This window comes from Bacteroides sp. D1 (genome assembly GCF_000157095.2).
Classification (GTDB): Bacteria; Bacteroidota; Bacteroidia; order Bacteroidales; family Bacteroidaceae; genus Bacteroides; species Bacteroides xylanisolvens.
The window spans coordinates 1,092,126-1,117,341 of the sequence record NZ_JH114350.1 but is presented as its reverse complement, the minus strand read 5'-3'; the positions used below and the strand labels follow the sequence as shown (position 1 = coordinate 1,117,341).

General features: G+C 46.4%; 19 protein-coding genes, 1 pseudogene and 1 riboswitch. Of the genes and pseudogenes, 1 reads left to right on the top strand and 19 read right to left on the bottom strand.

The genetic code is table 11. The features are described from left to right. Positions 1 to 1,179 precede the first annotated feature (1,179 nt). The 3 genes from BSAG_RS00585 to BSAG_RS00595 form a co-directional block, all read right to left on the bottom strand. Positions 1,180 to 1,968, bottom strand: coding sequence for a ParA family protein (locus BSAG_RS00585; protein WP_004311277.1), 789 nt, complete (start codon positions 1,966 to 1,968; stop codon positions 1,180 to 1,182). 75 nt (positions 1,969 to 2,043) lie between these two features. Continuing rightward, entirely contained in the window at positions 2,044 to 2,448 is a 405-nt protein-coding gene (locus BSAG_RS00590) for a DUF3408 domain-containing protein (RefSeq protein ID WP_004315818.1), read from the bottom strand. A 29-nt stretch (positions 2,449 to 2,477) separates the two neighbouring features. Next, positions 2,478 to 2,894 carry a DUF3408 domain-containing protein gene (locus BSAG_RS00595; protein WP_004327094.1) on the bottom strand — a complete coding sequence of 139 codons (417 nt, stop codon included), beginning with the start codon at positions 2,892 to 2,894 and terminating at the stop codon, positions 2,478 to 2,480. 76 nt (positions 2,895 to 2,970) lie between these two features. Between BSAG_RS00595 and BSAG_RS0223595 the strand changes: the two genes are divergently transcribed. After that, entirely contained in the window at positions 2,971 to 3,225 is a 255-nt protein-coding gene (locus tag BSAG_RS0223595) for a hypothetical protein (RefSeq protein WP_008650625.1), read from the top strand. Positions 3,226 to 3,808: 583 nt separating this feature from the next. Here BSAG_RS0223595 and BSAG_RS00600 read toward each other — a convergent pair. The 16 genes and pseudogenes from BSAG_RS00600 to ppk1 form a co-directional block, all read right to left on the bottom strand. Next, on the bottom strand, positions 3,809 to 4,375 hold the full coding sequence (locus tag BSAG_RS00600; RefSeq protein ID WP_004289236.1) for a DUF2284 domain-containing protein: 567 nt from the start codon (positions 4,373 to 4,375) through the stop codon (positions 3,809 to 3,811). Continuing rightward, complete coding sequence (locus tag BSAG_RS00605; protein ID WP_004289235.1) at positions 4,372 to 5,130, bottom strand: ABC transporter ATP-binding protein; 759 nt, start codon at positions 5,128 to 5,130, stop codon at positions 4,372 to 4,374. Before BSAG_RS00605 ends, BSAG_RS00600 begins: the two co-directional genes overlap by 4 nt. After that, positions 5,127 to 6,107 carry a FecCD family ABC transporter permease gene (locus BSAG_RS00610; protein ID WP_004289234.1) on the bottom strand — a complete coding sequence of 327 codons (981 nt, stop codon included), beginning with the start codon at positions 6,105 to 6,107 and terminating at the stop codon, positions 5,127 to 5,129. Before BSAG_RS00610 ends, BSAG_RS00605 begins: the two co-directional genes overlap by 4 nt. Next, positions 6,108 to 7,247 (bottom strand): ABC transporter substrate-binding protein, encoded by a 1,140-nt coding sequence (locus BSAG_RS00615; protein WP_008017868.1) that lies wholly within the window; start codon positions 7,245 to 7,247, stop codon positions 6,108 to 6,110. It abuts the gene before it with no gap. 11 nt (positions 7,248 to 7,258) lie between these two features. Beyond that, entirely contained in the window at positions 7,259 to 9,337 is a 2,079-nt protein-coding gene (locus BSAG_RS00620; protein WP_008770771.1) for a TonB-dependent receptor plug domain-containing protein, read from the bottom strand. Positions 9,338 to 9,355: 18 nt separating this feature from the next. Beyond that, positions 9,356 to 10,456 (bottom strand): YncE family protein, encoded by a 1,101-nt coding sequence (locus BSAG_RS00625; protein ID WP_004293828.1) that lies wholly within the window; start codon positions 10,454 to 10,456, stop codon positions 9,356 to 9,358. A 28-nt stretch (positions 10,457 to 10,484) separates the two neighbouring features. Then, positions 10,485 to 12,575: a lipoprotein gene (locus BSAG_RS00630; RefSeq protein ID WP_004311297.1), complete on the bottom strand. Its 2,091-nt coding sequence runs from the start codon at positions 12,573 to 12,575 to the stop codon at positions 10,485 to 10,487. Between the two features lie 14 nt (positions 12,576 to 12,589). Next, entirely contained in the window at positions 12,590 to 14,371 is a 1,782-nt protein-coding gene (locus BSAG_RS00635) for a PKD-like domain-containing protein (protein ID WP_004293827.1), read from the bottom strand. A 64-nt stretch (positions 14,372 to 14,435) separates the two neighbouring features. After that, positions 14,436 to 15,353 carry a DUF4465 domain-containing protein gene (locus tag BSAG_RS00640; protein ID WP_004289228.1) on the bottom strand — a complete coding sequence of 306 codons (918 nt, stop codon included), beginning with the start codon at positions 15,351 to 15,353 and terminating at the stop codon, positions 14,436 to 14,438. 154 nt (positions 15,354 to 15,507) lie between these two features. Next, positions 15,508 to 15,700, bottom strand: a riboswitch (cobalamin riboswitch). Positions 15,701 to 16,086: 386 nt separating this feature from the next. Further along, positions 16,087 to 16,416: a hypothetical protein gene (locus BSAG_RS25845; RefSeq protein WP_004289226.1), complete on the bottom strand. Its 330-nt coding sequence runs from the start codon at positions 16,414 to 16,416 to the stop codon at positions 16,087 to 16,089. Between the two features lie 46 nt (positions 16,417 to 16,462). After that, positions 16,463 to 17,356: a phage integrase SAM-like domain-containing protein gene (locus tag BSAG_RS00645; RefSeq protein ID WP_004289225.1), complete on the bottom strand. Its 894-nt coding sequence runs from the start codon at positions 17,354 to 17,356 to the stop codon at positions 16,463 to 16,465. Positions 17,357 to 17,803: 447 nt separating this feature from the next. Next, positions 17,804 to 18,562, bottom strand: a pseudogene (locus tag BSAG_RS00650) (tyrosine-type recombinase/integrase); the annotation flags it as partial. Positions 18,563 to 18,678: 116 nt separating this feature from the next. Next, entirely contained in the window at positions 18,679 to 19,305 is a 627-nt protein-coding gene (locus BSAG_RS00655) for an HU family DNA-binding protein (protein ID WP_004314900.1), read from the bottom strand. 283 nt (positions 19,306 to 19,588) lie between these two features. Further along, positions 19,589 to 20,095 (bottom strand): Imm9 family immunity protein, encoded by a 507-nt coding sequence (imm9, locus tag BSAG_RS00660; RefSeq protein ID WP_008641277.1) that lies wholly within the window; start codon positions 20,093 to 20,095, stop codon positions 19,589 to 19,591. Positions 20,096 to 20,330: 235 nt separating this feature from the next. Beyond that, a complete protein-coding gene (locus tag BSAG_RS00665) occupies positions 20,331 to 22,580 on the bottom strand; it encodes an inorganic phosphate transporter (protein ID WP_008017861.1) in 2,250 nt (749 codons plus the stop codon). 397 nt (positions 22,581 to 22,977) lie between these two features. Next, a complete protein-coding gene (gene ppk1 / locus BSAG_RS00670) occupies positions 22,978 to 25,161 on the bottom strand; it encodes a polyphosphate kinase 1 (protein ID WP_004316986.1) in 2,184 nt (727 codons plus the stop codon). Between the last annotated feature and the right edge of the window lie 55 nt (positions 25,162 to 25,216).

Sequence of the window (25,216 nt, the reverse complement as noted above, 5' to 3'; positions counted from 1 at the left end):
TATAGATAATAGTTTCCATTTTATGTACTTTTTTGCGGTTCATCCTAGGATCTTCTATTTGTTTACAAAGGTCAATTATGCCAATTTTCATGTTAGTTTATGTTTTATAATATCTTATAAAGATAAGGAAAATAATCGACATATACAATAGATAATACACTAATAATCAATAATATAAAAATAAAATACAAGTTGTAAGATAGTAAAAAATATAATGCGTCGACCCTGTATCTGTAGAAATTGATAATAATGTATTTTATTCAAACTTTCCATTTATCCAAACTCTATCAGTTATCTGCACTTAAATCAGGCTTTGATATTTCAAGAGTTTGGATAAATGATTAAGGATTCAGTCTGCATTAATACCGAACATAGCAGTCAGTGAACGATTGATACCTTACGTTCGCATCGTGCGAAGTCTATTCCTTTCCACACGGTTTTGCGTCCGGCTGAAGATGCACACTCGGCTTGCGCCTTGTTCCTTTGCTGTTTCTTTATACTTGAAGTTCTACAATTCGTTTCACAAAGAATTACCCTGTGGAAGTCTGCCCGCTTTCGCGTAGGGTGACGTTGAAACCTTTATCCAGGGCATTACACCATGGCATTCGCTTTCTCCACAATCCTTTACCCGCACCTCATTCGGCCGCTCTTACAATTGGCCACCCATCGGTTATTGGCTGACGGGAGAGATACGGGCTTACCAAGTTTCGCACAAATAACTGACGACCGACTTAGACTCCGCCTATCCACCAGCAGTGCGACATCCGTGTAGCACGATGTAACAGCGTACTATCCTGACTGCTTGCCTTTTGGAATGGCCCATAAATATCCGTGAGCTAATTCATAGTCACGATGGTACGGCGATTCACTTAGGTTACTCATATCAGTCAGCTTTGACATTCTTCGCCTATGATGCTTAGGTTGGAACGTCGTTGTCAAGAGGGCTTCGCACCCGACCGTTGCCAGTCACGTACGCCTCTTCAGGCTACTATTGATGGAACAATAGGTTCAGACACGATGCTGAACAATTACTTGTGTGACCTCTTGGCGCACATTACACTACTAAGGTAATGCTTTTATAGGAGAAGTCACATCTGTAAAAAACTTATTATCATGCAATTATCTTACTTTATCTTAGGCTAAAAGCCCTTATTCAAGGTGTCTGTATCCTATCATCCGCTACCGCTCGGTATCGGATTCCTCCAGACCGATGGCATGGCATATCTCCTCCACCAGTTCAGGAAGGCCGGAGTCTTTCTCCTGACGGGGATCGGGTGGAAACAGCGTGGAACGAAAGACACCCTTACAGACAGGGTCCGCCTCCTTGTTGTAGCGGAGGGTGTTCGGAATGTGTGAGGACAGCAGCCGCAGCCCCATCCTGTGGATGACCCGGTTCCAGGCATCATACAAATTCTTCCGTCCCCTTCTATCCACCATGTTCCAGAACAGCCGGATTCCTTTCAAGTTGCAGTTCCCCTTGGCGATCAGCTCCTCTTCCAGCACCTTGGTAAACTGCAGGGAACTCTGCATGACGATATTGTCCGCCTTGAGCGGGACAAAGATATAGTCCATCGCGGCAACGGTATGAACCACCCCCTCGCTGCGGAGCGTTCCGGGAAGGTCGAAGAGCACGATATCGAAAGTCTCCCCTTTTTCGTCCATATAACGCCGCAGGTCTTCCACCCCCTTTTCCGGGTCGCTTTTGATGACCGGATAGGCAGGCTTACGGATTCTTTCGTACTGCCGGTACAGGTTCACCTTCAGGTCGTCATTTTTCATGACATTCTCCATGTCCCTCTCACGCATCAGGGCGATGCTGTGCTGCGGGGAGTCACAGTCCACAACCGCCACACGCACGTCTTTGCGGTAATGCAGGACACTGGCCAGCAGTACCGTAAAGACGGATTTTCCCACGCCACCCTTCTGGCTGGCGATGGCAACCAACAACTCTTTTTCTTTTTTCATCATACTTCTTTTTCATTAAAAGTTAAACACTATTGTTTCAGAAACAAAAATAATGCTCCCATCGGGGGAGATCCCCTGTCATGGGGGACGAGCCTTTATGACCGGGCCGGGCAGGGACTCCTCCAGAATCATGTCCGTCGTTTCCCTGTATTCTTCCAGATGCCGCGAGACAAGGTGGTTGATGAACCCCTCCAGAGTGACCTTTCCGTTTCTCGAGGCTCCCGCCAGGATGGACAGTTTCCGGTGCAGGGCGGCGGGAATATGCAGCGACCGACGCTGCACGCCCGCAATGCCATGCAGGTATTCCTCCCCGTAGACGGACGGTTGCATGGGGCCATTTTTCCTTGCGGGACGTATAATGTCGTTACCGGACGTTCCACGTCTCTTCCGGGGACAGGCAGGCGCTTCCCCCATGATCTCACGGATGCGGTCCGCGTCCATCCCGCCAAGACCAATCCGCTCTTTTACGTTCTTTCCTGTCATGATATGCCTTCTTGGACAATGACAACGTTTTATCGGCGAGGTGTTCCTCCCGGCTGTCCGTCCTCATCCCAGGGACGGTAGACCTCACCGAGCAGGGAGGCGATGTCCTCCCTGTGTTCCTCCATATGGAGTTCCAACAACCGGATGATAAAACCGGAGATGCTGCCGCAGCCGGCGGCCCTGACCAGCATGGCGATCCGGCGGTGCAGTCTCCCATCAATGTAGGCGGTCTTCCACTCAGCGGCTCTGGGAGCGGGAACCAGAAACCTCCTCTTGTATTCCTCCGGACCTGTCACTTTCCCTGCCCGGACCTGACTTCCATGACTTGGTATCTCCACCACTGGTTCCAGGGATGGGGAAACGGGAGCTGACAGAAGGTTCCCCGTGAGTCCGACCCTCTCGAGAACGATATCGGAAAGCCGGTTCTTTTCCTTTTCTGAATCCATATTTTAAAATCTTAAATTATTAAATTACACAACTGGTATTGTCTCGGAATACAAAATAAAGGAAGAAGAGAACAGGATGAAACCACCTGTCACTTATAGTCATCCAAAGTCAGTTATTGTCATGATACACATGACGGGGGGGACGGAGATGCCGTTCCGTTCGGACGGTTCTTCCTATGCGGAGGCGACATCAGAGGCCCGTAGTGGTGTGGAAAAGCGAGCGGGATTCCGTTTCCTTGTCCACCGTTCCTTTTTAATCCTTATGGGCAGGCGTGAGAGCGCGCATCCGTCCGGATACGGATTCTTAAATTATCGGTCTATGGGAGTGTAAAAGTATTAATCCGTTAATGGAGAATTATGAAGGAAGACCATAAGGTGTACACGGCTACATTCTCCATTTGCAGAAGTGTAGAAGTAGTAATCCATTAATGAAGATAATGCAGAAAAACCATAAACCATATACGGCTCACTGCCGCTCTCCATTTGTAGATGTGTAGAAGTAACAATCCATTAATGGACAATAGGGCATGTAAAGGGCAGATTTCCCGTATATTCGCCTCCTTATTCCCGAATTATGGACGTAAGTCATATGATTATGGAGAGATATCCACCCTTTTATGGGGAGAGCAGCCGGCAAACACCTGATGGAAATGCCTCGTAAATCACAGGAGAATAGCCATACAATGGGCTAATACACAATAATTATTGGATAAATGTGGTCCGCTCCTGCGGACAGCAAGTTGTGTTTTCGTTTAACGAAAACAGGACGGTTTAACGGAGAATACACCGATAAACCGTTACTTATTTCAAGCTCCAGCGTCGCTTTTTACATATCTAACTATAATTCATTTGAAATCACAAAACAGATTGAACCGAATGTGGTTAGTTTGTCTGTTTATTTCATGTCCGAATCATTAGTATGCTATGTTGCAAAGTTCGTATTCATTATGAAAAAATCCGCTTACGAGAACAAGATATTCAGGTAATTTGCCATCCTTTCCCCAAAGAAGTTCGATGTTAAAAAGTTCAGAAAGCGTTTTGGCTATGTCAAATCCGAAGGCTTCGAGTGACGGACGCACTTTTTCCGGGTGTCGGCATGGTGTGCCGCAGTTACGCGTACACTCGTTATCTGAGCAGTGAAGACATTTACCTATATAGGCAAATGAACGCCCTCCATATTTCCGTTCCATATCCAATAATTCGCTCTCGATTCGTATCCGTTCCGGTAAAATGAGTTTTTGTGTATATTCAATCGGAATATCTTTGTCTTCAGGGATTATCTTCGTTGCCATAAGATGTGCATACTTGTATTGTCGGAGAAACGATTCCGTATCAAAATCAAATGGAGGACACCCCCAACTTTTACCGTAATTGGTACATTGTTTGCAAAGTTCAAGAAAATGTGGTTCGTCACGGAATTCGGCGATGTATCCTTCAACAGTGATGTCTGAAGTAAAATTTTCTACAGTGTATATACTCATTGTTTCAAAATCATTGTACCGCATAAGGAGTCGAAACGGATGTTTTCATTTTGGAAAAGTCTGTCAATGTATCCGCTTTTCTGCATTTCAGACGCGGTCAAGCAACTTAAATTCGGGGTATCTAACAATGCTATCGAATCGCACATGGACAACGCGATGTCAAGTTCATGTGTCGAGAACATGATACATTTTTTCTCGTCGTGGACAAGCCTACGAAGCAACGCCACAAGTTCGTAGCGATTAGGCATGTCAAGAAAGGAAGTCGGTTCATCAAGGAGAATGATAGGAGTATCCTGTGCCAATGCACGAGCAATCATCACACGCTGGCATTCGCCATCCGACATTTTATCCATCGTGCGGTTTGCATAAGCCTCCATTCCCACCGAAATGAGCGATTGCATGACTATCTCCTTATCTGTTTCTTGCATCCTACCTATCCAGTTGGTATAAGGAGCACGGCCTATGGCTACGACATCCTTGCACCGCAGGTTGGCGATGCGCGTGCGCTCGGTCGTGACGACAGCCAGCGTTTTTGCCATATCTTCGGTTTTCATGCAGGCGATGTCGTGCCCGTCGAGAATGATTTTTCCGGAATAACACCGGTTCAGACCGGCTATGGCGCGGAGCAACGTCGATTTTCCTGTCCCGTTTCTTCCGATAAGGGCTGTCAGTTGACCTTTTTTTATCGTGGCATTTACCTCGTGGAGCAACGAGTTTTCTTTGTAACCTATGGAAAAATGCTGTAATTCTATCATGCGGTGATGGATTTGTTGCGTAAAACCACCCATACGACGATTGGGATTCCCAATAGAGCTGTAATGGCGTTGATCGGCAAGGTGAATATTTTAGAAATGATGTCGCAAAGAAGCAATATCGATGCTCCCGAAAGAATTGTTCCGGGCAGAAGGACATGATGATCGCTATTTTGGAAAAGCATTCTTGTGACATGAGGCATAGCGAGACCTATGAAACCTATCGGACCGCAAAAAGCGGTTATCGTTCCGGCGAGCAGCGTTGTCGAGAGAAACAACAGGCTGCGTGAACGCCGAATATTCAGTCCCATTGTTACGGCATATTCCTCTCCGAACAGCAGGAGGTTAAGCGGTTTGATGGTCAGTACAGCCAACAGCAGTCCGGCAAACACCGATGGAACAAGAATCAGAAGTTGTCCGGAGGTGACGTCACCCAAAGCCCCCATCGTCCAAATGACAAAGGCTTTCAGCGATTCCTCTTTGCTGAGGTACTGCAATATCTGCACGACAGCACCTACGCCCGATGAGAACATCATGCCCAGAATCAGGATTACCATGATGTCTTTTATTCGCTGTCCGACGGCAGTTATCACGAGCAACACGACAGCCGCACCCACCCACGCTGCTCCGGCAATGCCTATTGATGAACCGATCCCGGCAAGTACCACAAGTGCCACACCGAGACTTGCACCGGAACTGATGCCAAGGACATAGGGACCGGCAAGAGGATTACGGAAGAGGGTCTGCATCTGAAGACCGCTGACCGATAAGGCAGCCCCGGCCAACAGTGCCACTATAGCTTTTATGAGGCGTATGTTGAGTACGATTTTTTCCGTGGCACGGGAACAATTTCCCCCGGTCAGTGCTGCCCATACATCGCGGATCGGAATGTTGACAACTCCCACGGCCAAGTCCAGTAAAAAAAGACCGACCGTGAGCGTAATCAATATGGAGAATAATATAGTCGAACGGGAACGCATCTATTTCAGTTGCTTGTAATACACACACTCTTCCTGCACCAGTTCAGGATGGAATATCTTCACGAGGTCGCGGAGCACGATGTCAGGATTCACGACGGCAGACTCGTAATAGTCGTTACCCCCGGCTGTGTTGGTACGGGCGTTGTTGTTATACACCTCTCCATTTTTGAAACATCGGGTATCGGTGAATTTCGGACATGATGCCTTCAAGTCGTCAAGGGAGTTCGCCATTCCCACGTTCAACCACATGTCCGCATCCGACGCGAGCAGATATGCTTCTTCTAAGTCAATGGGGATAGAAGCGTTTCCCGTGTTCTTCTGGTAGATATAGCGGCCTCCCGCATCAGTAATCAAGCGGGCTACATAACTTTGGGTTGAAGGCATGAACCACGAGTCGCCATAGGGAACATTAAGCATAACCGAAGGAGTGTCGAGGGTACTGTCGGCCACTTTCTTTTTCAAGGCGTTGTATCTGACCGGGATTGTGGCAAAGGCTTTTTCACCCTTCTCACGTTTTCCTGTGACTTCTGAAAGCACTACCATCCATTCGGCCTTGCCGAGAGGCGACTCTTCAAGATAATCGCCGACATACATGAACGGTATGTCGAGTTCTTCGAGTTTGCTTTCCATTGCGCTTGCGCCGTTCACCCCATAGAGCAGAACGAGGTCGGGATCGAGCGAGAGCAGCAACTCGTAGTTGATGTTCCCTTCATAGCCGACATCGCCAATACTGTCGCGGCGGGCTTGGATGTCTGGGTTGGAAATGTAGTCGATTCCCGAAACGCCGGTTATACACCGGACTTCACCGATTGCGTCAAGCATGGCGATATGAGTGGAAGACATCGCCACGATACGTTTGGCGTCTCCTTTGAGTACCTGTCCTGCAAACCCTTCGGGAACCTCTTCACCGTTGCGGACGATAAACAGCCATGTGGTTACACTGTCCGCTCCCTGCCAGGGATTCCTGACGGTTATCAGTACGCTTTCCTTCCCGCCCGCCCCTTTGATGTCGAAGCCGGAGGCATATTCGGGAGCATAAAGCAGCAGGTTGAAATCATTGATTTTTGAGCTTTTGTTGTGGCAGCCTGTAAATGCCAGAGAAAGCAACAAAATCAGGCTTAAATTCTTTAATGCGTTCATATTGATGCAGATTATCGTTTACTATTTTTGTTTTTTCCGAACTTGGGTGTTATGCCGATGAATATCTCGAAATTGATGCCCGGCATGGGACGGGACAATACGGAAAGGTATTCTTCATCGAACAGGTTGTTGATGCTGCCCTTTAGCGACAGATCGGCCCATCGGAAAGAGAGCTGTTTTTCCAGTGTCACGTTATTCATGAAGTAAGGGGGCAGATAGCCCGTCAGGGTATAGTCATTACTCGACATGGTATAACGCTGGCTGTAATAACACCATTTGTAAAGCAGGCTCCATGTCCGCCATGACAGACGTCCGGTCACCGTTGCGGAAAACTCCGGCACGTATGGCAACTGTTTGCCGACGGATTGGTCTGCCGGACTCATCGGTTCGCTCTCGTTGATCGAGGGAGTCCACGAGAAAGTTCCGTTCATATCCAGTTTCCAGTCCTTTCCGAGCATTATATCAAGGTGGGCGTTGGTCTCTGCCCCGTAAGCATGTACCTTTTTGAGGTTTCTGGGGGAGAAGAATCCCTTGGTTGTGGGTAGCCAGATGATCCAGTCGTCGATGTGCGAATCGAACCAGTTGATACCACCGCTCAAAGCATATACATTTTCTTTCCCCACCGAGAACGACAACCCCACGTCGTATGTGAAGCCGTGCTCGCTTTTCAGGTCGGGATTACCGCCCGGCAGAAAATAGAGGTCGTTCAGCGTGGGAAAACGGTAGTTCCGGGAGATGGATGCTTTCGCCACGATATTGCCTTTTTTCGACAGTACCCCGTCGATGAAGAAAGCCGGGATAACCGGGGCCCATTCCGTACCGAACATATCCTCGCGAAGGACAAGCGAGGCGGCAAAATGATCGACAGGCCGCCATTTCGCAGAAACGGAACCGGAAAACTCGACACGTCCCTTGTCATACCCGACAACAGCCTTGTTACCTTCCTGCGAGATGATATTTTTGTCCGCGCTTTCCACCAAATGCTGGTGTACGGAAACACCGGCCGTGAACAGCCATTTCTCTGAAGGAGCATAATCCCCGTCCGCACTTCCGTAGAACGTGTTAATCTTACTGCGTGAGCGGGTCATCGAAGCCATTTCGCCGTTTCCCTTGTCCCGCTTGTAATCATAGGCCATCCATGTGTGTATATAGCCGCCTTTTACACCGACCTTCCATTTCTCCCGCACGCGATCCCACGAGAGGACGCCGCGAAACGTCTGCTCCCTTTGGCGGTTCTCGAAGTCCATGTCGTTCCCGTAATCCGTGCTGAGCATCGCCAGTTCCCGGTTGGAATTGATATACCAGGCGTTTAGCCCGAACTTGTCGCCTTCGCCCGTGTTATAATAAATTTCCTGCAAGACGTGCAGATCCTTATAAGCCCCGCTGCGGTTGCGTTCCGTCGGGTAATAGGAACCGATGATGTTCTTGTCCTCGTCATAGATGTTTTCCTTCTTGTCCCGGTTTCGGTATTTGTAGTCGTTGGGGGAAGAGGAATACACCACACGGGTGGAGGACTGCCAGTGTTTGTCACCGTAGGTCAGGCGGAGAAACTCGTCGAACGTGCTGAACGACCCCACTCCCTGCACGTACTGCAACCCGAACCCTTCATGGTTGGCCGGAGAAGTGGAGAGCCTGACCAGACCACCCAAGCCGCCGCCCGTTTCGTTTACCGATGACGTTCCGTGCAGCAGCGAGGCATCATCGATAAAGTAAGAAGGGATGGTGGAAAAATCCGTCATGCCCAGCATCGGGTTGTTAATGCGCATACCATTCCACGTCACTTGGGTATGCGAGGGAGAGGTACCCCGGAAAGCCACGGTGGATAACGTGGCGCGTCCGTAGTTCTTGACAAAAACGGATGAGTTGAATGTCAGCACATCGGCCATAGACAAGGCGATGTTCTCTCTCATGGCGATGGAATCGAAACGGGTTCGTTGCACGCCTATATCCTTCATAGGTCGTTTGCCCACCACCGTAACCTCCGGAATACGTAGTACCCTTTTGGTAATGCTGACGGAATTTTTCTGCTGGGCGGCAAGCAGAAAGGGCAGGCTTACCCCCACGAACAATAGAATAAGATGTCTTTTCATTTTTGTCCTCCTTCCTCGTTATTTCCAGCAGAAAGCTCCCGGAATGATTCCCACGTAAAATTCATCGATCAGCTTGCCTTGCGGCGAATAGCGATACACGATACCTTGTTGCTGGTAATCAATAGCGTCGGCCACATATACCTCCCCGTTGTTGGGATTGACCGTAAGGCCGTAGTATTTGGTGTCCCGAAACTCCAGAAAAGGCCGGACGGGAACACGGTCGGCTTCCACCGGCATTCGCCAAATATCGTTGTTGATCCAGTAAAGTGTATCCCGTGTACCGTTGAGCTGGACTTCCGAAGGCCAGTCGCCCAGCTTAAACTTGAACTGTTTCTCTACGGTGAAAGTCTCGGCGTCTATACGATAGAGAGACGGTGCCTCGTAACCGTATGGGCTGCCCTCGTAACCGCCATCCGTGATGGTCCACATCTTGTTGTATTTGTCCATGACCAGCGAAGTAGGTTGTATGCCGATGGTCAGTTCGTCCACGACCTTGTCCGTCTCCGTGTCGATTTTCAGGATGCGGTTCTGGTACGACCAGCAGTTCACATAGACGTACTTGCCGTATTGTACCATTTGTTCGGTGGAACCCGATTCCATGTCCATGTCTGGACATTCGATATAGCCGGTAATCTCGTATGTCTTGGGGTTGATGATGAAGATACGGTAGTCCCATATCTGCGTCACATAGGCTTTCTCATCCGACAGAAAATGGATATACCGGGGTGAGGTGAAACCTGTGATACGGCCCACTTCCTTGAAAGTATTGATGTCGATGGCGAAAATCACATGCGAGTTGTTCACCACGATCCAGCCTATACCGTCCCGGATAACCATAGACTGGGCCACATCGCCCAACTTGAACCCGTTGGCACGGTAAAACACTTCATTCTCCACTTCGCACGTGGCGGGATCGTAGTAGGAAAGCGTGGCATTGCTGTACTGGAAATTCCCCTCGTTGGTAATGAAAAGACCAGAGGCCGATACAGAGAAATCTTCCATCTCTCCGTAATCCCATTTCATGCAACTGCCGAAAACTGGCAGGCAGAAAAGAAAAAGGCAAATCCGTTGTATTGTTCTGCTCATTGTCATTCGGATAAAAAAGAGTACCCGAATCATTACGGGTACTCTGGTTAAGGTATAAGGTTTAATCCTGCTGCGTATATTGTTTGTCCTTCATATTTTGGAAGGTTGGGTTATACCCACATTTCGTCACGCTCCAACTTTCCCCCGTAATCATTCCGTTTTCTATAAACTTGCCGAAGAAAGTGTAGTCGGTAAATTTCGTCAAACCGTCAAAAACAACCCCATGCAAGGTCTCCAACTTCTCCATGGAAAGTGTTTCCTGAGAAAGAGAAGTCGCACTTTTTATCTGTAGCGTACCATCTATAGTCTGTAATTTATCACAAGTAATGCCTGTTGCTTTATTAACGAACAACCCTTCACCTCCTACGTGAAGCAATTCCGGAATATCCAGCGATTTACTTTGTAAAGATATTGCTAACGAACCCTCTCCCTCTTTATAATATACAGGAGAAGCTGAACAACAAACTTTGGATAGTAAGGGCAAGTTACAACTGGTAAAATTTCCAGATAAATAGAACTGTCCTCCCACTTCTTTCAAGACTGGCATTGTGATTGAAGCAAACATGGGTATTTGGATATATCCATATCCATCTATGATTTCCAAGTCGGGAAATTTGGCATTGCTTCGCATTTGGCCTGTCACATTTAGATTTCCATATACATGTTGAATTGTCGATATGGTATAATCGGTATTGTTGGTGGTTGGCTTACAAGTGAAGTCTTTGATATTCTTGAACGTGATTTCAGGGAACTTATTATTCGTGAGACTGGTGATGACAAAATTTACATTTGACAAATCTTCGGCTGTTTCAATTTTGGAGAGCTGCACCTTGTTTATAATTTCAATCTGGGGCGCTGTTTCTCCGAAGGTTTCAAATCGGGCGTTCGGCAACAGCAGTGTTCCGCTCACATCTTCAAGATAATCCAGCGTGATGCTTCCAAGTGTGGTGATCTTGCTCCAGTCGGGAAGTTGTTTGAGTGCCGTGAAATTCTTTATCTTTATCTGTCCCTTTATCGTTGTCAGTTTGTCCATTCCACCGAAAGCCTGAAGCACGTCATTTCGTTGGGGAACAAAACTACCGGTAGGAGGAGCTTCCATATTGGCTTCCATAATAATACTTCCGTTTACTGTTTCGATTTCCGGAAGGTTGATGGTTTCCAACATCACGGGGACGGTATGGAAATCAAGGCCACCGGTCTCTTTCAGCTTAAGGAAGCTCATGGAAGTCAGCTTGGCAAGATTGTTTACGGACAAGACCCCTCCGACACTTGTCAGTTCCGGTATTTCCAAAGACGCAATCGAACCGGCTGCTGTGTTCTCTTCATTGAGTCCTTGAAGATTCAGATCCTGACCTACAGTAGTCAGAACCGGAAACTCAAAACTCTGTAACGACGACGCATTGAACATCACGCTTCCTTCAATAGTTGCCAGTTTCTCGAATAGGACATACGTCACTTGGTCGTTATATACCGATATGTCTCCGGAGAGCGTTTCCAATGCTTTCATGGAAATCATGTGAAGTTCCGTAGCTTTCGAGGCGACATCGGTCGAACCTACCTGTAAACCTCCGGCAGAAACGATATTATCCAACCCTGTCAAGTCTGCACCGTTGTAACTGTTACGAATGACAATGTTGCCAGTAACCTCTTTCAAAGATGCCAATGCAGATATGTCAGTGATTTTTTCTGCCTCTTCCGCATCAGAGCCGATAATCAGGTTCCCTTTGACAACGGTTGTTTTGGTTGCGGCAAAAGAAGCTACCTCCTCGGTGGTCTTCAACTCCACATCTCCGTCAGATTCTATCTCGCTTTTCACGACCTTATAGGTATATTCGCGGGCATCTCCGTTATAGGATGTCACCCGGAAGGTTCGTTCGTTATCCCAGTCCGTTACCGTTTCAGGATCAGGTATGATTGTTGCAGAAGTTGTGTACTTGAATTCCACTTCGGCGTTGTTCAGCGATACCGTATAGGGAACGGTTATTGTTACTGTATTGTCCGTAATGTCGGCCGTGTACGATTTCCCGTCCACGGTCATCACGACCGATGTGATGAAATTTTCATCTGCATCTTCAGGTATAATTTCATCGTTTTTGTCACACGCTCCCAAAAAGAACAAGGATAGGAGCATGGGAAGAAAATAAATTTTCATACTTGTAATTTTTATTATTTGGTTAGATCCTCAAAAGAAAATACCTCCGTAGAAACTTCGCCCAGCCAGCCGCTTTTGGCCAGAACACCGCATTGTATTTTGATAAAGTCAATATATTGCAGATTGGCTTCCGTTCCATCGGCATGGATGGCATTGGAAATTTTGAAACCGTTCCTTTGTCCGCTTCCATCCACCGTACTGCCGCCTTCTATCTGGTCGTTTCCGAAATTATCCACGTACCCCCAGTCATAACTCTGATTATCCCAATAACCGGTTTGAGAATCTTGGGTGTTGCGGGCGGCCAGACAAGTGCCTGTCAGGGTATAACTGTTTTCCGAAATCCAAGCCGGATAATAATAGTCTTGTGTATGATAAGCGGACAGATAGTCTACCCAGCCGTTTCTACCGTCGGAACTGATCCATTGGACATCCATTTTTTTGCCTTCCGGACGGTAATAGGTCACTTCAAAATTCTGTATTGTTTCTTCCTTGCCTGCTTCAGATCCTTTCAGTTCGTACCACTCGTCATCCGGCAATCCGTTTCCGTTTATATCTTGCATGACCCATACGATACCCGGTTCGGAACTGCCGTCAAAGGCGTTCCCCTGAACACAGAAATCATATTGGTTACCCGAATTGGGAATACTGTGGTCGAAGCCGACGATGATATAACCCCCGAAAGAACCTAAAGAGACGTGCAGTTTGTCTTTCAAACGCTGTGTTGCCCATGCGACAGCCGCTTCAGGGGATGTTTCGTTGCCGGTCATACCGCCTATCGTGCTCGTCTCGTTGATAAATTGGCCGGGAGCTGGGGTATATTCATAGACTTTATTCCAGAGCTTGGAACTTCCCGAAGCCCGGAAGCCGTCTTGTTCCTTTTTGTCCACACAAACGACTTTTACGGTGGCAGTGACAGCCGTTTTCCCTTTGTCGATATTCCTGCTTATTTTTTCCGTCGGTGTGTCTTCCGACACAGTACAGGAGACGGTGTATTCTCCGGGTGCGGACGGCGTGAACTTGAACATGCGTTCCACTTCTCCTTCCATGACCTGACCGTCCACACTCCACTCAAAACGGGGATTGTCGAAATACTCCAACAACGGACGCAGGAAAACAGGACGGTCGGCAAAAGTGTACCTGTCCGTGGATGTTTGCAGGTAAGACGGGGTCGGGAATTTGACAACGTAGGGCATCGTTTCCACGACCTCTACGCTTACGTCTTTCGTTGTTGTCCCATCTATATTGGAAGCGTTGATTGTCACCGTATAAACACCGAGTTCTTTTTCATTGAAAGTATAAGTATTCTCGGTGGAAACGATTTTTCCTTCCCGTACCCATTCGATTTTGAACCCTTCGACATCCGAATGCTGAATATCGGGAGTAAATGTGTAATCGGTATTCCGGACGACTTTTAGCCCCTGCGAAGGTAGTGCCAGTGAGATGACCGGAGGGGTGAGTTCTTTCACTTCTACTTTCAGTTCCTCTTCGGCATAGCCTTCCGCATTGTCTACTCTTAGTTTGACATAAAAATCCCCGCATTCATTCCATGTACGTTGAAGAGACGGACCCGAAGAAACCAGCGTACCGTCTATCGTCCAAGCAAAAAGAGCATCTTCAACATTCTGGTATGTCGGGGCGATAGTCAATTCGTGATCGACCTTGACCGTGTAAATACCGGTCTCGCTGTCAAGTTCTATTATAGGTTGTCCTCCTACTTCTTCGGTAATGACTTCATCCTTGTTGCAGGAGGTGAACAGCATACAGGCAGAAATAATAAAATAGTGAAAACGATGCATGATGTGTGGATTTTAGAAAAATAACAGGGATACCCCCGACAGAAGGGATATCCTTGTATTCTTTTTATTGTATGGTGATATCATCAATACAGATATAAGCCGGAGTATTCAAACCGTATGCTCCCGAATCCGAACCCTCGAAGTTGAATTTCACACTTTGCACCCCTTCGGCATTGATTTCCCAATAATCCCATGTCGTGATAGGATCAACCTGTTGTTGGCCGTTACGATAATCGGCTAAAAGACGTTTGTAAGTGCGGATCAGACCGCCATTCGCATCATAACATTCCAGATTCACTTGGAAATACCCTTTCATCTCTTTCAGAGGAGTCGCTACCCCCGTAGAACCGAACTGATTACCATAAGTAATGACACCATAAGTGTATGAGGTGTTGCAGATCCACAGGCCGACCAATTTCCGGGGAACATTGAAATAAAATTCTGGTTTAGCCATCCATGCCTGATTGTAAGCATCCACATATCCGTAAACGACACCGAAATTGGAACCGCTGTGCCCGGCTTCCTTATTCTGTCCTTCCGCTTCCACCGCAGTGTTATAGACAGAACATTGGTTTAGATAAGAATACCACCAGTCTCCGGTATTTCCCGACTGATTGGAGCGGATGTTCCAGTTGGAAAGTGCGATGCCGCCGCTGGAATACTCTGTGCTTCCACCTACAGTATTAAACATTGAAAGGAAGAGATATTCTTCCGGAGTATTGTCGTAAATGGTGGTTACTTGAGGATACCCTTGGTACGAATAAAGATTTTCTCCGGCCGAGGTAGGTCCTGCTAACATGCCGGGATCGAAATCATCGAAAGTGATAGTTAAAGTACCGTCCGAATTTGTCACAGCACGGGTTTGCGAAGTTCCGGAATCAACCGGGTCCATCAAAAAGTCATCGTCCGAGCTACAGCCAGAGAACAAGGCGGTTGCGGTAAATAGACAGGCACCTGCCAGAAAGCGTAATTTTCTTTTCATAGGTCACTCATTTTAATGTAAAACATATTATTAACAAACACAAAAAATTCCCGTTCGTGCGGACTTACACGAACGGGAATATGTCTGTCTTCAAATATTGAATGGCCGATGAGCTATTCCTTATTTGATTACGACCCGTATATCCCGCAGGTGTAAATCTCATTCCGGTCATGGCAGGTCTTCTGACTCGTCCCGGTCATCGTGCCTTCCCGGTATTACACCAGTGGCAAAAGTTCGATGTCCGTTTTTGTGGACTCACAGCAGCGGGTACTGTCCCGGATTTTCACCGGGTTCCCTTTTCATTCGGAAGGCGTAAACCTCCCGAAACCATTTCCCGACTGCAAAATTATCTATATTACATATCAATTCCAAATAATTCATAATATTTATAATAAAACACACAAAGCATGACAACCGTACTGTTTTAATTAGAGCATTCAAGTTTACGACAAACGAAGACGGTAATTATCATACACAATATCCATAAACCAACAAAACAGCTTGCCATTTTCCATAACAATGCGTTCTGGAATAGATAACTGTTAGCTGCAATTATGCAAGCAAAAAAAGCAGACAGAATAATGACTATTAATATCATGCACCAGAAATTAATCCTATAAATTTATGGAAAACAAGTAAGGGAATGGAAGTTCCGTTGCCGCATGGATGCAGGTGAAGGACCTTCTCTTTTAACGTTGGATACGCCAATGCACGCCAACGGAAGACTCTGATATTATCTGTTTGGAAAGGATATAGGATGTGCGTTACTTTGTCGCATATTCAGAATCTTAAAAAGAATTTTAGTATGGAACTGACAATTATTGAAACAAGCGCGTATTAGGAGTTGAGAAAGCTGGTCAGCACGCTGGTCGTACAGATGGGCGACTTCCAGAAAAAGATTGCCCCGCCTGCGCCGGACAAGTGAATGGATGCGCAGGACGTATGTGATGGACTTATGCCCAAACACTTTCTGAAGAGTTTCCAGCAGCATCCCCTTGAGTATGGCCAGAACGGCAAATGCGTGGCGTCCGATGTGCGGGGTGACCTCGCCCCGGAGTTGCATTTCCTGCCTATGATTCCAAGACTGAGCCGCATGGCATTGTATTCACCTACCGGAAAGACACATTCGGGGAGTCTTTCTTTTCATCCGTACCCCTATATTTTTCAATCAGTTCGATAGCAATGGGCAATAATTTTACGACATACGCCACTCCCGTTTTTATACGGTTGCCCATCAGCCATGTACCGCCGTCGGAGTCGGTATGGATATTATCGTATGTTATGGCTTTCAAGTCCACATAGGAAAGACCGGTGAAGCACATGAACAGGAACATGTCGCGCATGGCACGCTGGCGTTTGTATCTCGGTTCTATATGGATTATCCTTTGCAGTTCCTCTTCGGAAAGGAAAGAACGCCTCTTGTATTCGGGCATACACTCGAATGATGCGAACGGATGAACCCGTATCCAGCCTTTTTCCTGCGCGATATACATCAGCCACTTCAAGGTATTGACACGCCCGAAGACAGTGGAGTTTGCCAAAGCGCATGTACCGAGCATCCAGTTGTAGTAATCCTCGATGAATGATTTCTCAAGTTCTTCGATGACAATATCCTCTGCATTCTTCTTGCTTTTCATGAAAAGCAGGAGACTCTTGTAATCGGCAACCAGACCGCAGTAGGTGCTTTCGGCTTTCTCTATGCCGATTTTCTTTTTATACGGTTCCAGCTGTTCCCTGAAAAGGTTCATAAGGGTGTGGCATTCCTCTGAGAAGCCGACATAGCGGTTATAGACTTTCTTGGCTGTAACAAAACTGTCGTGGTCGCAGATGTACTGGTAGTGCCTGGTGATTTGCGCCTTGATATTGTCAAGCTCCTGATTGAGTGTACGGGCCTCCTCGGACTTGCCTTTGGCCCGGTTGGTTTTGACGTCCCACAAAGCGAGGGACACTTCTTTCTTACAACTGAAACCGGCTTGGGTTCCATTGATGGTGATACGGCCCATAATCGGTGTCTTTCCGTTTTTTACAGACTGTTTATTCTCAAAACACTTAGCTATACATGGTCTGCGATAAGCTAAGAGAGATTCCCCTTACACAAAAGCATGGCATCTCCTTGTCGTATCTCGCCTTTATACTTTTATGTATAGTAGTCTACCGGATCGAATGAACAAGACCTATCCCATACATAAACCAATTTAGACTGCTATGTTATTTTTGAGGAAGAAGATGGAATGAGACCAGATACCCTCTTTAAGGCTGACTGTAAGTCGATTAAATGTAGAAAAAGATTGCTTTTGTCACAAGTAAAGTGTATATTTGCATTGAAAGAATCGTTCTTTGACAGAGGCAAAAGAAAACAGAATATTGTAATTCGCTCGTTTCTAAATCGTTACCTGATATTAATTAAACAGAAATAACTGTTTAATTTTCAATTAGATAGAGATTGTATGATGTTTCGCCGCATACGAGCTTAAATCAGAAGTCAATGCAAGTACTTGTTTCAGCAACAGAAGCTGATAGTTAAAATTACGCAAAGCTATCTGATATTCCCTGTAGGTAGCTTCGGTACTCTCTCCGCCAGTCAGTATGGGAAAAAGATAAGGAGAAGCAGAATCGGTGTTCATATACTTTTTTATTAGTTTCATAGTTTCCGGCAGAAGCGTCACAGTTAGAAGCCGCCCGGTTTTTCTACGACGATAAGTAAGCACATTCCCCACCATATCCTGCTTTTTAAGATAGGCAAGATCTACAAACGGCATACCACGAAGCATGAACATTAAGAAAAAATACGCGCGCGTACGTTGTAATTCTTCCCTTCCCTGATGAATTTGTTTGGGAAGCTCTTTCATCAATCGTTCCATATCCTCCTTTTCCAGTGCACGCTTTCTGTCAGCACGCGTTCCTGTATAAACATACCGGAAATGATGCGGTATATAAGATGCCATACGACGGTCAACCGCGCGGTTGTACACCGCCCTCAATGTACGCATATAGGTTGAAACCGTGTTCCAACTACAATCCTTTTCCCGCAAATACGTTTCAAAACTTTTAAGAAACTCCTGATTCACTTTCTTGAATGACAGATTCCTGCTCCCGTTAAATGCAATGATAGCATTCATGCTACTCCTGTAAACATGAGCAGTTCCATAATTCCCACTTTTTCGAAGCCCTTCAGCTACTTCCTTCATAAATGAAATCAAATTCCCCATTTTTATTAATTTTAGTTATCACTCAAGCACGTCCCTGAAGAAAAGCGCCCTCACCGCAATTCCCCCCAATGCTCTTAATTCAAAATCTCAAAGTATCATCATACAAATATGATGAATTATGTTTTCTTTATATACACCCGATGTGTTCCTCTGCCATCAATCCCGATACCGGAACCGGGCGTATACGCCCATTGGCGCAATTCATTGGTAGCCGCTGTGCGCAGCAGACCTGTCAGCTTCCGGTATTCGTAGACTGTCAAAAAAGGATGTTCCTCCAAATATCTGACAGCCAATGCAAGCCGTTGCGCCGGAGTATACTTCTGTGAAGAACGTTGCGACTTCCACGGAGCTCTTTCCAGCAGACATCTTCCATTGATACGCCTTATCATCTTCCTGTCTACACGAAAGTTCACGTTTCCCACCACAATGCTTCGTGCGTTACGATGGGTTTCGCCTTCTCCGGCCTTTTCACGCTCTTTATCTTTGCATAACGCCAACGAAGGAGAGAATGTTCCAATGCCATCCAGCTTCACAGACTTGCCTTCTGCCATCTGATGTGCCATCTCAATACCTATTTGTGTAATTACGCCTTCCACATCTCCGACATTAAAACCACTGCTGGATGCTATCTGACGTATCAGCTCCTCGGTAGAAACCTGATCCATCATTGCAAACCGAGGATAAAGTACTTGTTCGCCCGTTCCATGAATATCGGGCATTTCTTCCATTACATACATTGCCATAGTACTAAAGTTTATTTGAAATATTGATTACTAATAGAAAACATCCTTGCTATAGGTAGAAAACTTGTTCTCCCCTAGAAGAAAAGTTCTTTTTCCCTTAGGGCAAACTAAAACCGCAAGTTCTGGTTTTATAACTGAAACTTCTGATTACATAATCAAAAGTTCCGGTTTTATAATCAGAACTTGCGGTTATAGTTTTCTTACCAACAAAGATACGTTTTCCTGCCGGGATAAGCAAGTTTAATCCCTATGAAAAGAAAGTTTGATTACAATTCAGTTACTATCACCGTTTCTTTACTTTATATCCTTTCAAGGTAAAACCTACTTCAAACAAATTCAAAAGGGCTATCCGGATGTTATCTTCAATATAGGTTCCCATAGTATCATATTTCGCAAAGTTGACGGGAAGCAACCTGTTATTTCTCCTATAGTTTTCATCCGGTATTTTACCAGTAAACCGTTCTTTCTTCTTCACTCCCCAACGAACGGTTTTACTGCAAGGGAGAGGTATACCGATCGTCAACACTTTTTCTTTTGTTGCCGTATCGGTGATTCCATGTTTCCGGATACTGATATGATTGGCTCCCAAATAAGTACCGATATACAGGACAATTGTCAGCTTCCAATCGTCCAAAGCCTCATCGGTTTGAATGCCATTTACCAAATCAGAGAAATAGTCCTCAACCATTTCTTTGTCAAAACTGTTTAGTTCGGGCCATTCACATTTCTCAAACAACTGATGCACATTGACAGGAACCAGTAAAGTGGTTATTTCTAATTGATATTTCATTCATTTCATTTTTATACCATTGCATTTTAAATCGCCTCAAATATCTTACCGACTATAAATATACAATTTTATCAAATCAAATGCTAAAGAACAGAGCTTTTTTATCAAACCACTTTCTAAAAAGAAAAGACTGTTTGACATACCCTCACTTATATAAATAGGGTTTATCAAACAGTCCTTTCCTTTCGAGTTATCATTCGTTTTTTCCAGTGAAGAACGTTATCGTTTCCAGCCTTTACGGCATTTCAGTCTCCATTTGGAATTTACGGCTTACTTTCATTAAGTTGATGGTGTAAGTGACTACGTTCTGTGCTTCCTGAACCATCGTGAGATATACCATGCTAACCCGGATACTTCCTGATTGGCTTTGGATGCGTTGCAGTTCCTTACGTTTCAATAGCGAAAGCTGTCCGTTGAGGTCGTTGGCACGACGGATTTCTTCTTCCAGATTGTTGTACTCGTTGTTTTCCATTTTCTTACGGCATTGCTGAATCAGATATGTAATATCTTCGGCAACATCGCTGAATTCACCTTTCTGAATGGCATCCAATGGGTTGAAGTTGTTGTCGGTATGTTCCAGGCAAGGTTCGCAGAGACGAGAAATACTGTAAACCAGTTCGCTGGCAAAGTCGTTGCCTTGATAGTAATAAAGTCCCTTTTCGAGTACGGTGTTGTTGTCGAGGCGGCACATGGCTACGGTGCCGGAACGTTTCATCTGTTTGATGAGCTGTTTTTCAAATTTTGTGGAACCCATAGCACGACGCAGTCCTCGAAGATTTTCGTGGAGGAAAGAAGTGACGGTCAGTTCGAAGTTGGTTTCTGCATATTCCAGCACTTTGGAAAGTTCTTCGCGGGTGTGCTTACGCATCAGTTGCAGGGCTTCTGTGCTGTCTGTGGCTTGCATAAGTTGCTTCAGAGTTTCGCTACCTTGTTCTTTCGCTTTGCGTTTTTTGTACATCACTTGGCTACGGATCAGGATGAATACAGCTATACCGATGAGTGCGATGATAGAGATATTTCCTCCATAATGAAGTACGAGGGCTACGAAGAAACAGATGGTGAAGGCAGCTCCGGCAGTGATGAACCAGCCACCGATGACGCTTAATACGCCGGTAATACGATAAACGGCAGAATCACGTCCCCAGGCACGGTCGGCCAAGGAGGTACCCATAGCTACCATGAAGGTTACGTAGGTGGTAGAAAGAGGAAGTTTCAGGGAAGTTCCCAAGGCGATGAGCAGACCCGCTAATACCAGGTTGACAGAAGCGCGGACAAGGTCGAAAGCTGCTCCGTCGGCAATGATAGCTTCGTCTTTGCGGAAGCGGGAGTCAAACCATTCTTTGCTGCCACTTGGCATAATGCGGGAGATTCCGTTGGCAAGTGTCATACTGATGCGGACTACTGTACGGGCAATCGGGGTACTTCCGAATGTTTCTTCTCCTTCATCTTGACGGGAAAGGTCGACGGATGTTTTAATTACGGCATGTGCCTTTTTAGAAGTACAAAGGGCGTAGACCATAACGGCTCCGGCTCCGATAAGGAAATACCACGGGGTTTTGGCGGGCCCCAGCAGGGAGGTCATCAGGAAGCCGTTCGGATTTCCTCCTCCGTTGGCGGTATAGTCCATAAAAGAGGAGAAGCCTGCGAGGGGAACACCGATGAAGTTGACAAGGTCGTTGCCGGCAAAAGCGAGAGCGAGGGCGAAGGTGCCCATCAATACAATTACTTTGAAAACGTTGATTTTCATCCAGTGAAGGATTTGCATTAGCACGGTGAAGAACACGAAGAAGACGGCGATTAACATTAATGTGTTGTCTTGTATCCAGTGTTTGTTTTCGGGGGTCATGAAGGAGCTGTCTTTCAGTCCTTTGATAAGCATGAAATAGATGATGGCGGTAGCGGCTACACCTCCGAAGAGGGCAATGCTGTATTTCATCTTTTTCGTATAGTTGAAGGTGAATATCACACGGGCCAGCCATTGTACGATCATTCCGAAGAAGAAGGCGATGGCGACGGATACGAAAATGGCCATGATGACGGAAAGGGCTTTGTCGGTGTTTATGAGGTCGCCCAAACCGAGGGTGTCGCTATTATGTACTTTGATAAGTGAGAGGGCGAAGGTTCCTCCGAGTAGTTCAAAAACTAGTGAAACGGTGGTGGAGGTGGGCATACCCATGGAGTTGAATACGTCCAGCAGTACTACGTCGGTCAGCATGACGGCTAACAGGATGCACATGATTTCGGCAAAGTAGAAGTGCTCGGGCTGGTAGATGCCGTGCCGGGCTATGTCCATCATGCCATTGGATAGGGAGGCGCCAATAAATATGCCGACGCCGGCTATGAAAAGGATGGTTTTAAACGAAGCGGCTTTGGCACCTACCGCGGAGTTTAAGAAGTTGACTGCGTCATTGCTGACTCCGACTATCAGATCGAAGACGGCAAGGACGAAGAGGAAGATGATAATGCATAAATAAATAGTCTCCATAAATAATATGTGTATGTTGTTTCCAGTTGCAAAGGACGGGATTTGACGTTGCAGGGAGGTGTCATACATGTTACAATTGTATTACAATCATCTTTCTTTTATCTCGTAATCATCTTTCTTTTGTCTTGAAACAAAAGAAAGAAGCAAAGAAAAATTCAAGGCTGACTTTTTTCTCCTACTCGCTTCCTTCACTTCGCTAAAGGGCAGAAACTCGCTACGCTCAAACAGTCTGCCCTTCTTGACGCTACGTTACGGGCGCTCGCTTGACGGAGAAAAAAGTAGGCCGGGAAACCATGCGGGGTGCAGGTCATTGTGATCGTATGTACGATGGGGGGACTGGGGTATGGTTGTAATGATGTGTTTTCCGCAGCATAGTTGCTGCGGAAAGGATTTGATGTTAGTTGTTAGTTTTGTTTAGCCAGTCGTAGAAGGTGTATTGGGCTCGGACGGCAGGGGTGCCGGGTGTTCTTTTTTTGAATATGTTTTGCAGCTTATCATCTACCCAGCAGGCTTTTTGGTTGTCGGCAAGCTGGATATTAAGCATTTCGATCAGGCTGTCACGCAGGTCGGGGGCAAGAACGGGGGTGATGGCTTCGATGCGGCGGTAGAGGTTACGGCGCATCCAGTCGGGAGAGCCCATGAATACTTTGGGGGTGCCGTCGTTGCCGAAGTACCAGATGCGGGCGTGTTCGAGGAAACTGTCTACAATACGGGTGACACGGATGTTACGACTGTATGACTGTCCGGGGATAAGACAACAGATACCACGGACGATAAGGTCGATTTGTACACCGTGTTCGGAGGCTTCGTAGAGGCGGTCTATCATGGTAGGGTCTTGGAGGGCGTTCATTTTTAGGATGATGCGTCCTTGCTTGCCTTCGTCTGCAAGGGATATTTCGCGGTCGATCAGGCGGTTCAATTCGGGAATGAGGTTGAAACGGGCTACCAAAAGGGTGGTGAACTTCGGGTCTTCTTTTCCTTGCAGGGTACGGAAGAGGTTATAGAGGTCGGCCACTATTTCTTTGCGACAGGTGAAAAGACCGCAATCGGCGTAAAGGGTGGCGGTTTTTTCGTTAAAGTTGCCGGTGCTGATGTAGGCGTAGCTGGGGATTTTCTCACCGTTTAATCCGCGACGACGGATCAAGGCTACTTTGGCGTGCACTTTCAAACCAGGGATGCTGTAGATTATCTTGATACCGGCGGCTTGCATCATTTCGGCGGTGGCAAGGTTGTTTTCTTCATCAAAGCGGGCTTTCAGTTCCACAAATACGGTGACTTTCTTGCCGTTTTGGGCGGCGGCTATCAGGGTGTTGATGACGGCGGAGTTTTCCGCTACGCGGTATTGAGTTACCATGATTTCACGGGTTTCCGGGTTGTGCACGGCTTCATATAGGAAGTGGATAAAGTGCTCGAAAGAGTGATAAGGATAATATAATAACAGGTCCTTTTTGGCGACGTAATTGAAAATGGATTCTTTCTCATCGAGGACGGTCAGCTTCATCGGCTTCGGTTTTTCGAGGCTATGAAGGGATTTGTTCGGGTTGGGAAGATGACGCAGGTCTTCGAGGTTCAAATGCTTATCACCGGGGACAAGTTCGTCACGCTGAATACGGAAGGCATCCACAAGGAAGTCCAGGAATTCAGAAGGCATAGCACGGTCGTAGACGAAACGGCAGACGTCACCGATCTTGCGTTTCTTCACTTTCTTCTTGAGTTGAGCGACGAGGTCGGCACTGCTGGCGGTGTCGTCAATCAATATATCAGCATCACGGGAAATTTTGATACAGTAGCTGGAGTCGACATCGTAGCCGGGGAAGATCAGGTTGAGGTTTGCCTTGATGATGTCTTCGGTAAACATCAAATAATGATTTTTCTCGCGAGACGGAAGTTCGATGAAGCGGGGCACTTTGGCGTAGGGTTGTTTCATCACAAAGTAAAGGGGTTGTCGGAGGTCTGTTACATTTGGCCTTGCTGCTTCCATACCTACTTTTATACCTTCTCCGTCATTTCTTTCATTTATGCACTCTCCGGTATATTTTTCTATATTTTCTTTAGTTTCTTCTCCTTTGTTTTTTTCTTCTTTCTTCGGACAGACTCGTATTGCCAGGTAAAGGCGGTTATCCCGCAGGAAGGAGACAATTTTATCTTTGGATACAGGCACAGGTTGCAGGTAGGGAAAGATTTCCTCCCGGAAAAAGTCTTTGATAAACTGTTGGTGGAACGGTTCTACATGGTTGTCTTGATAAAAGATGATATGATTTTTGCGCAGGGCAGGCAGTATTTTTTGTTCATAGATGCGTACACGGTCATCCAGCTGGCGGGTGACTTCTTTATTTATTTCCTCTACCAGTTCGCGGGCTGACTGTACGGTTTCTTCATCGCTTTCCGTAGCGCCGGAAGCAACAGCTTTATGGTCGGCTACACGGATTTTGTAAAACTCTTCGAGGTTGGAAGAGTAGATAGAGATGAAGTTGATACGTTCGTAAAGCGGCAGACGCTCGTCCAGAGCCTCCAACAATACGCGGTAATTGAATGAGAGCCAACTTATATCTCGCTTGAAATAATTATATTTGCTTTCCATGTGCTTTAAGATTTTTCCAAATATAGTATCTTTGTGGGATTAAACAAAGAATTTT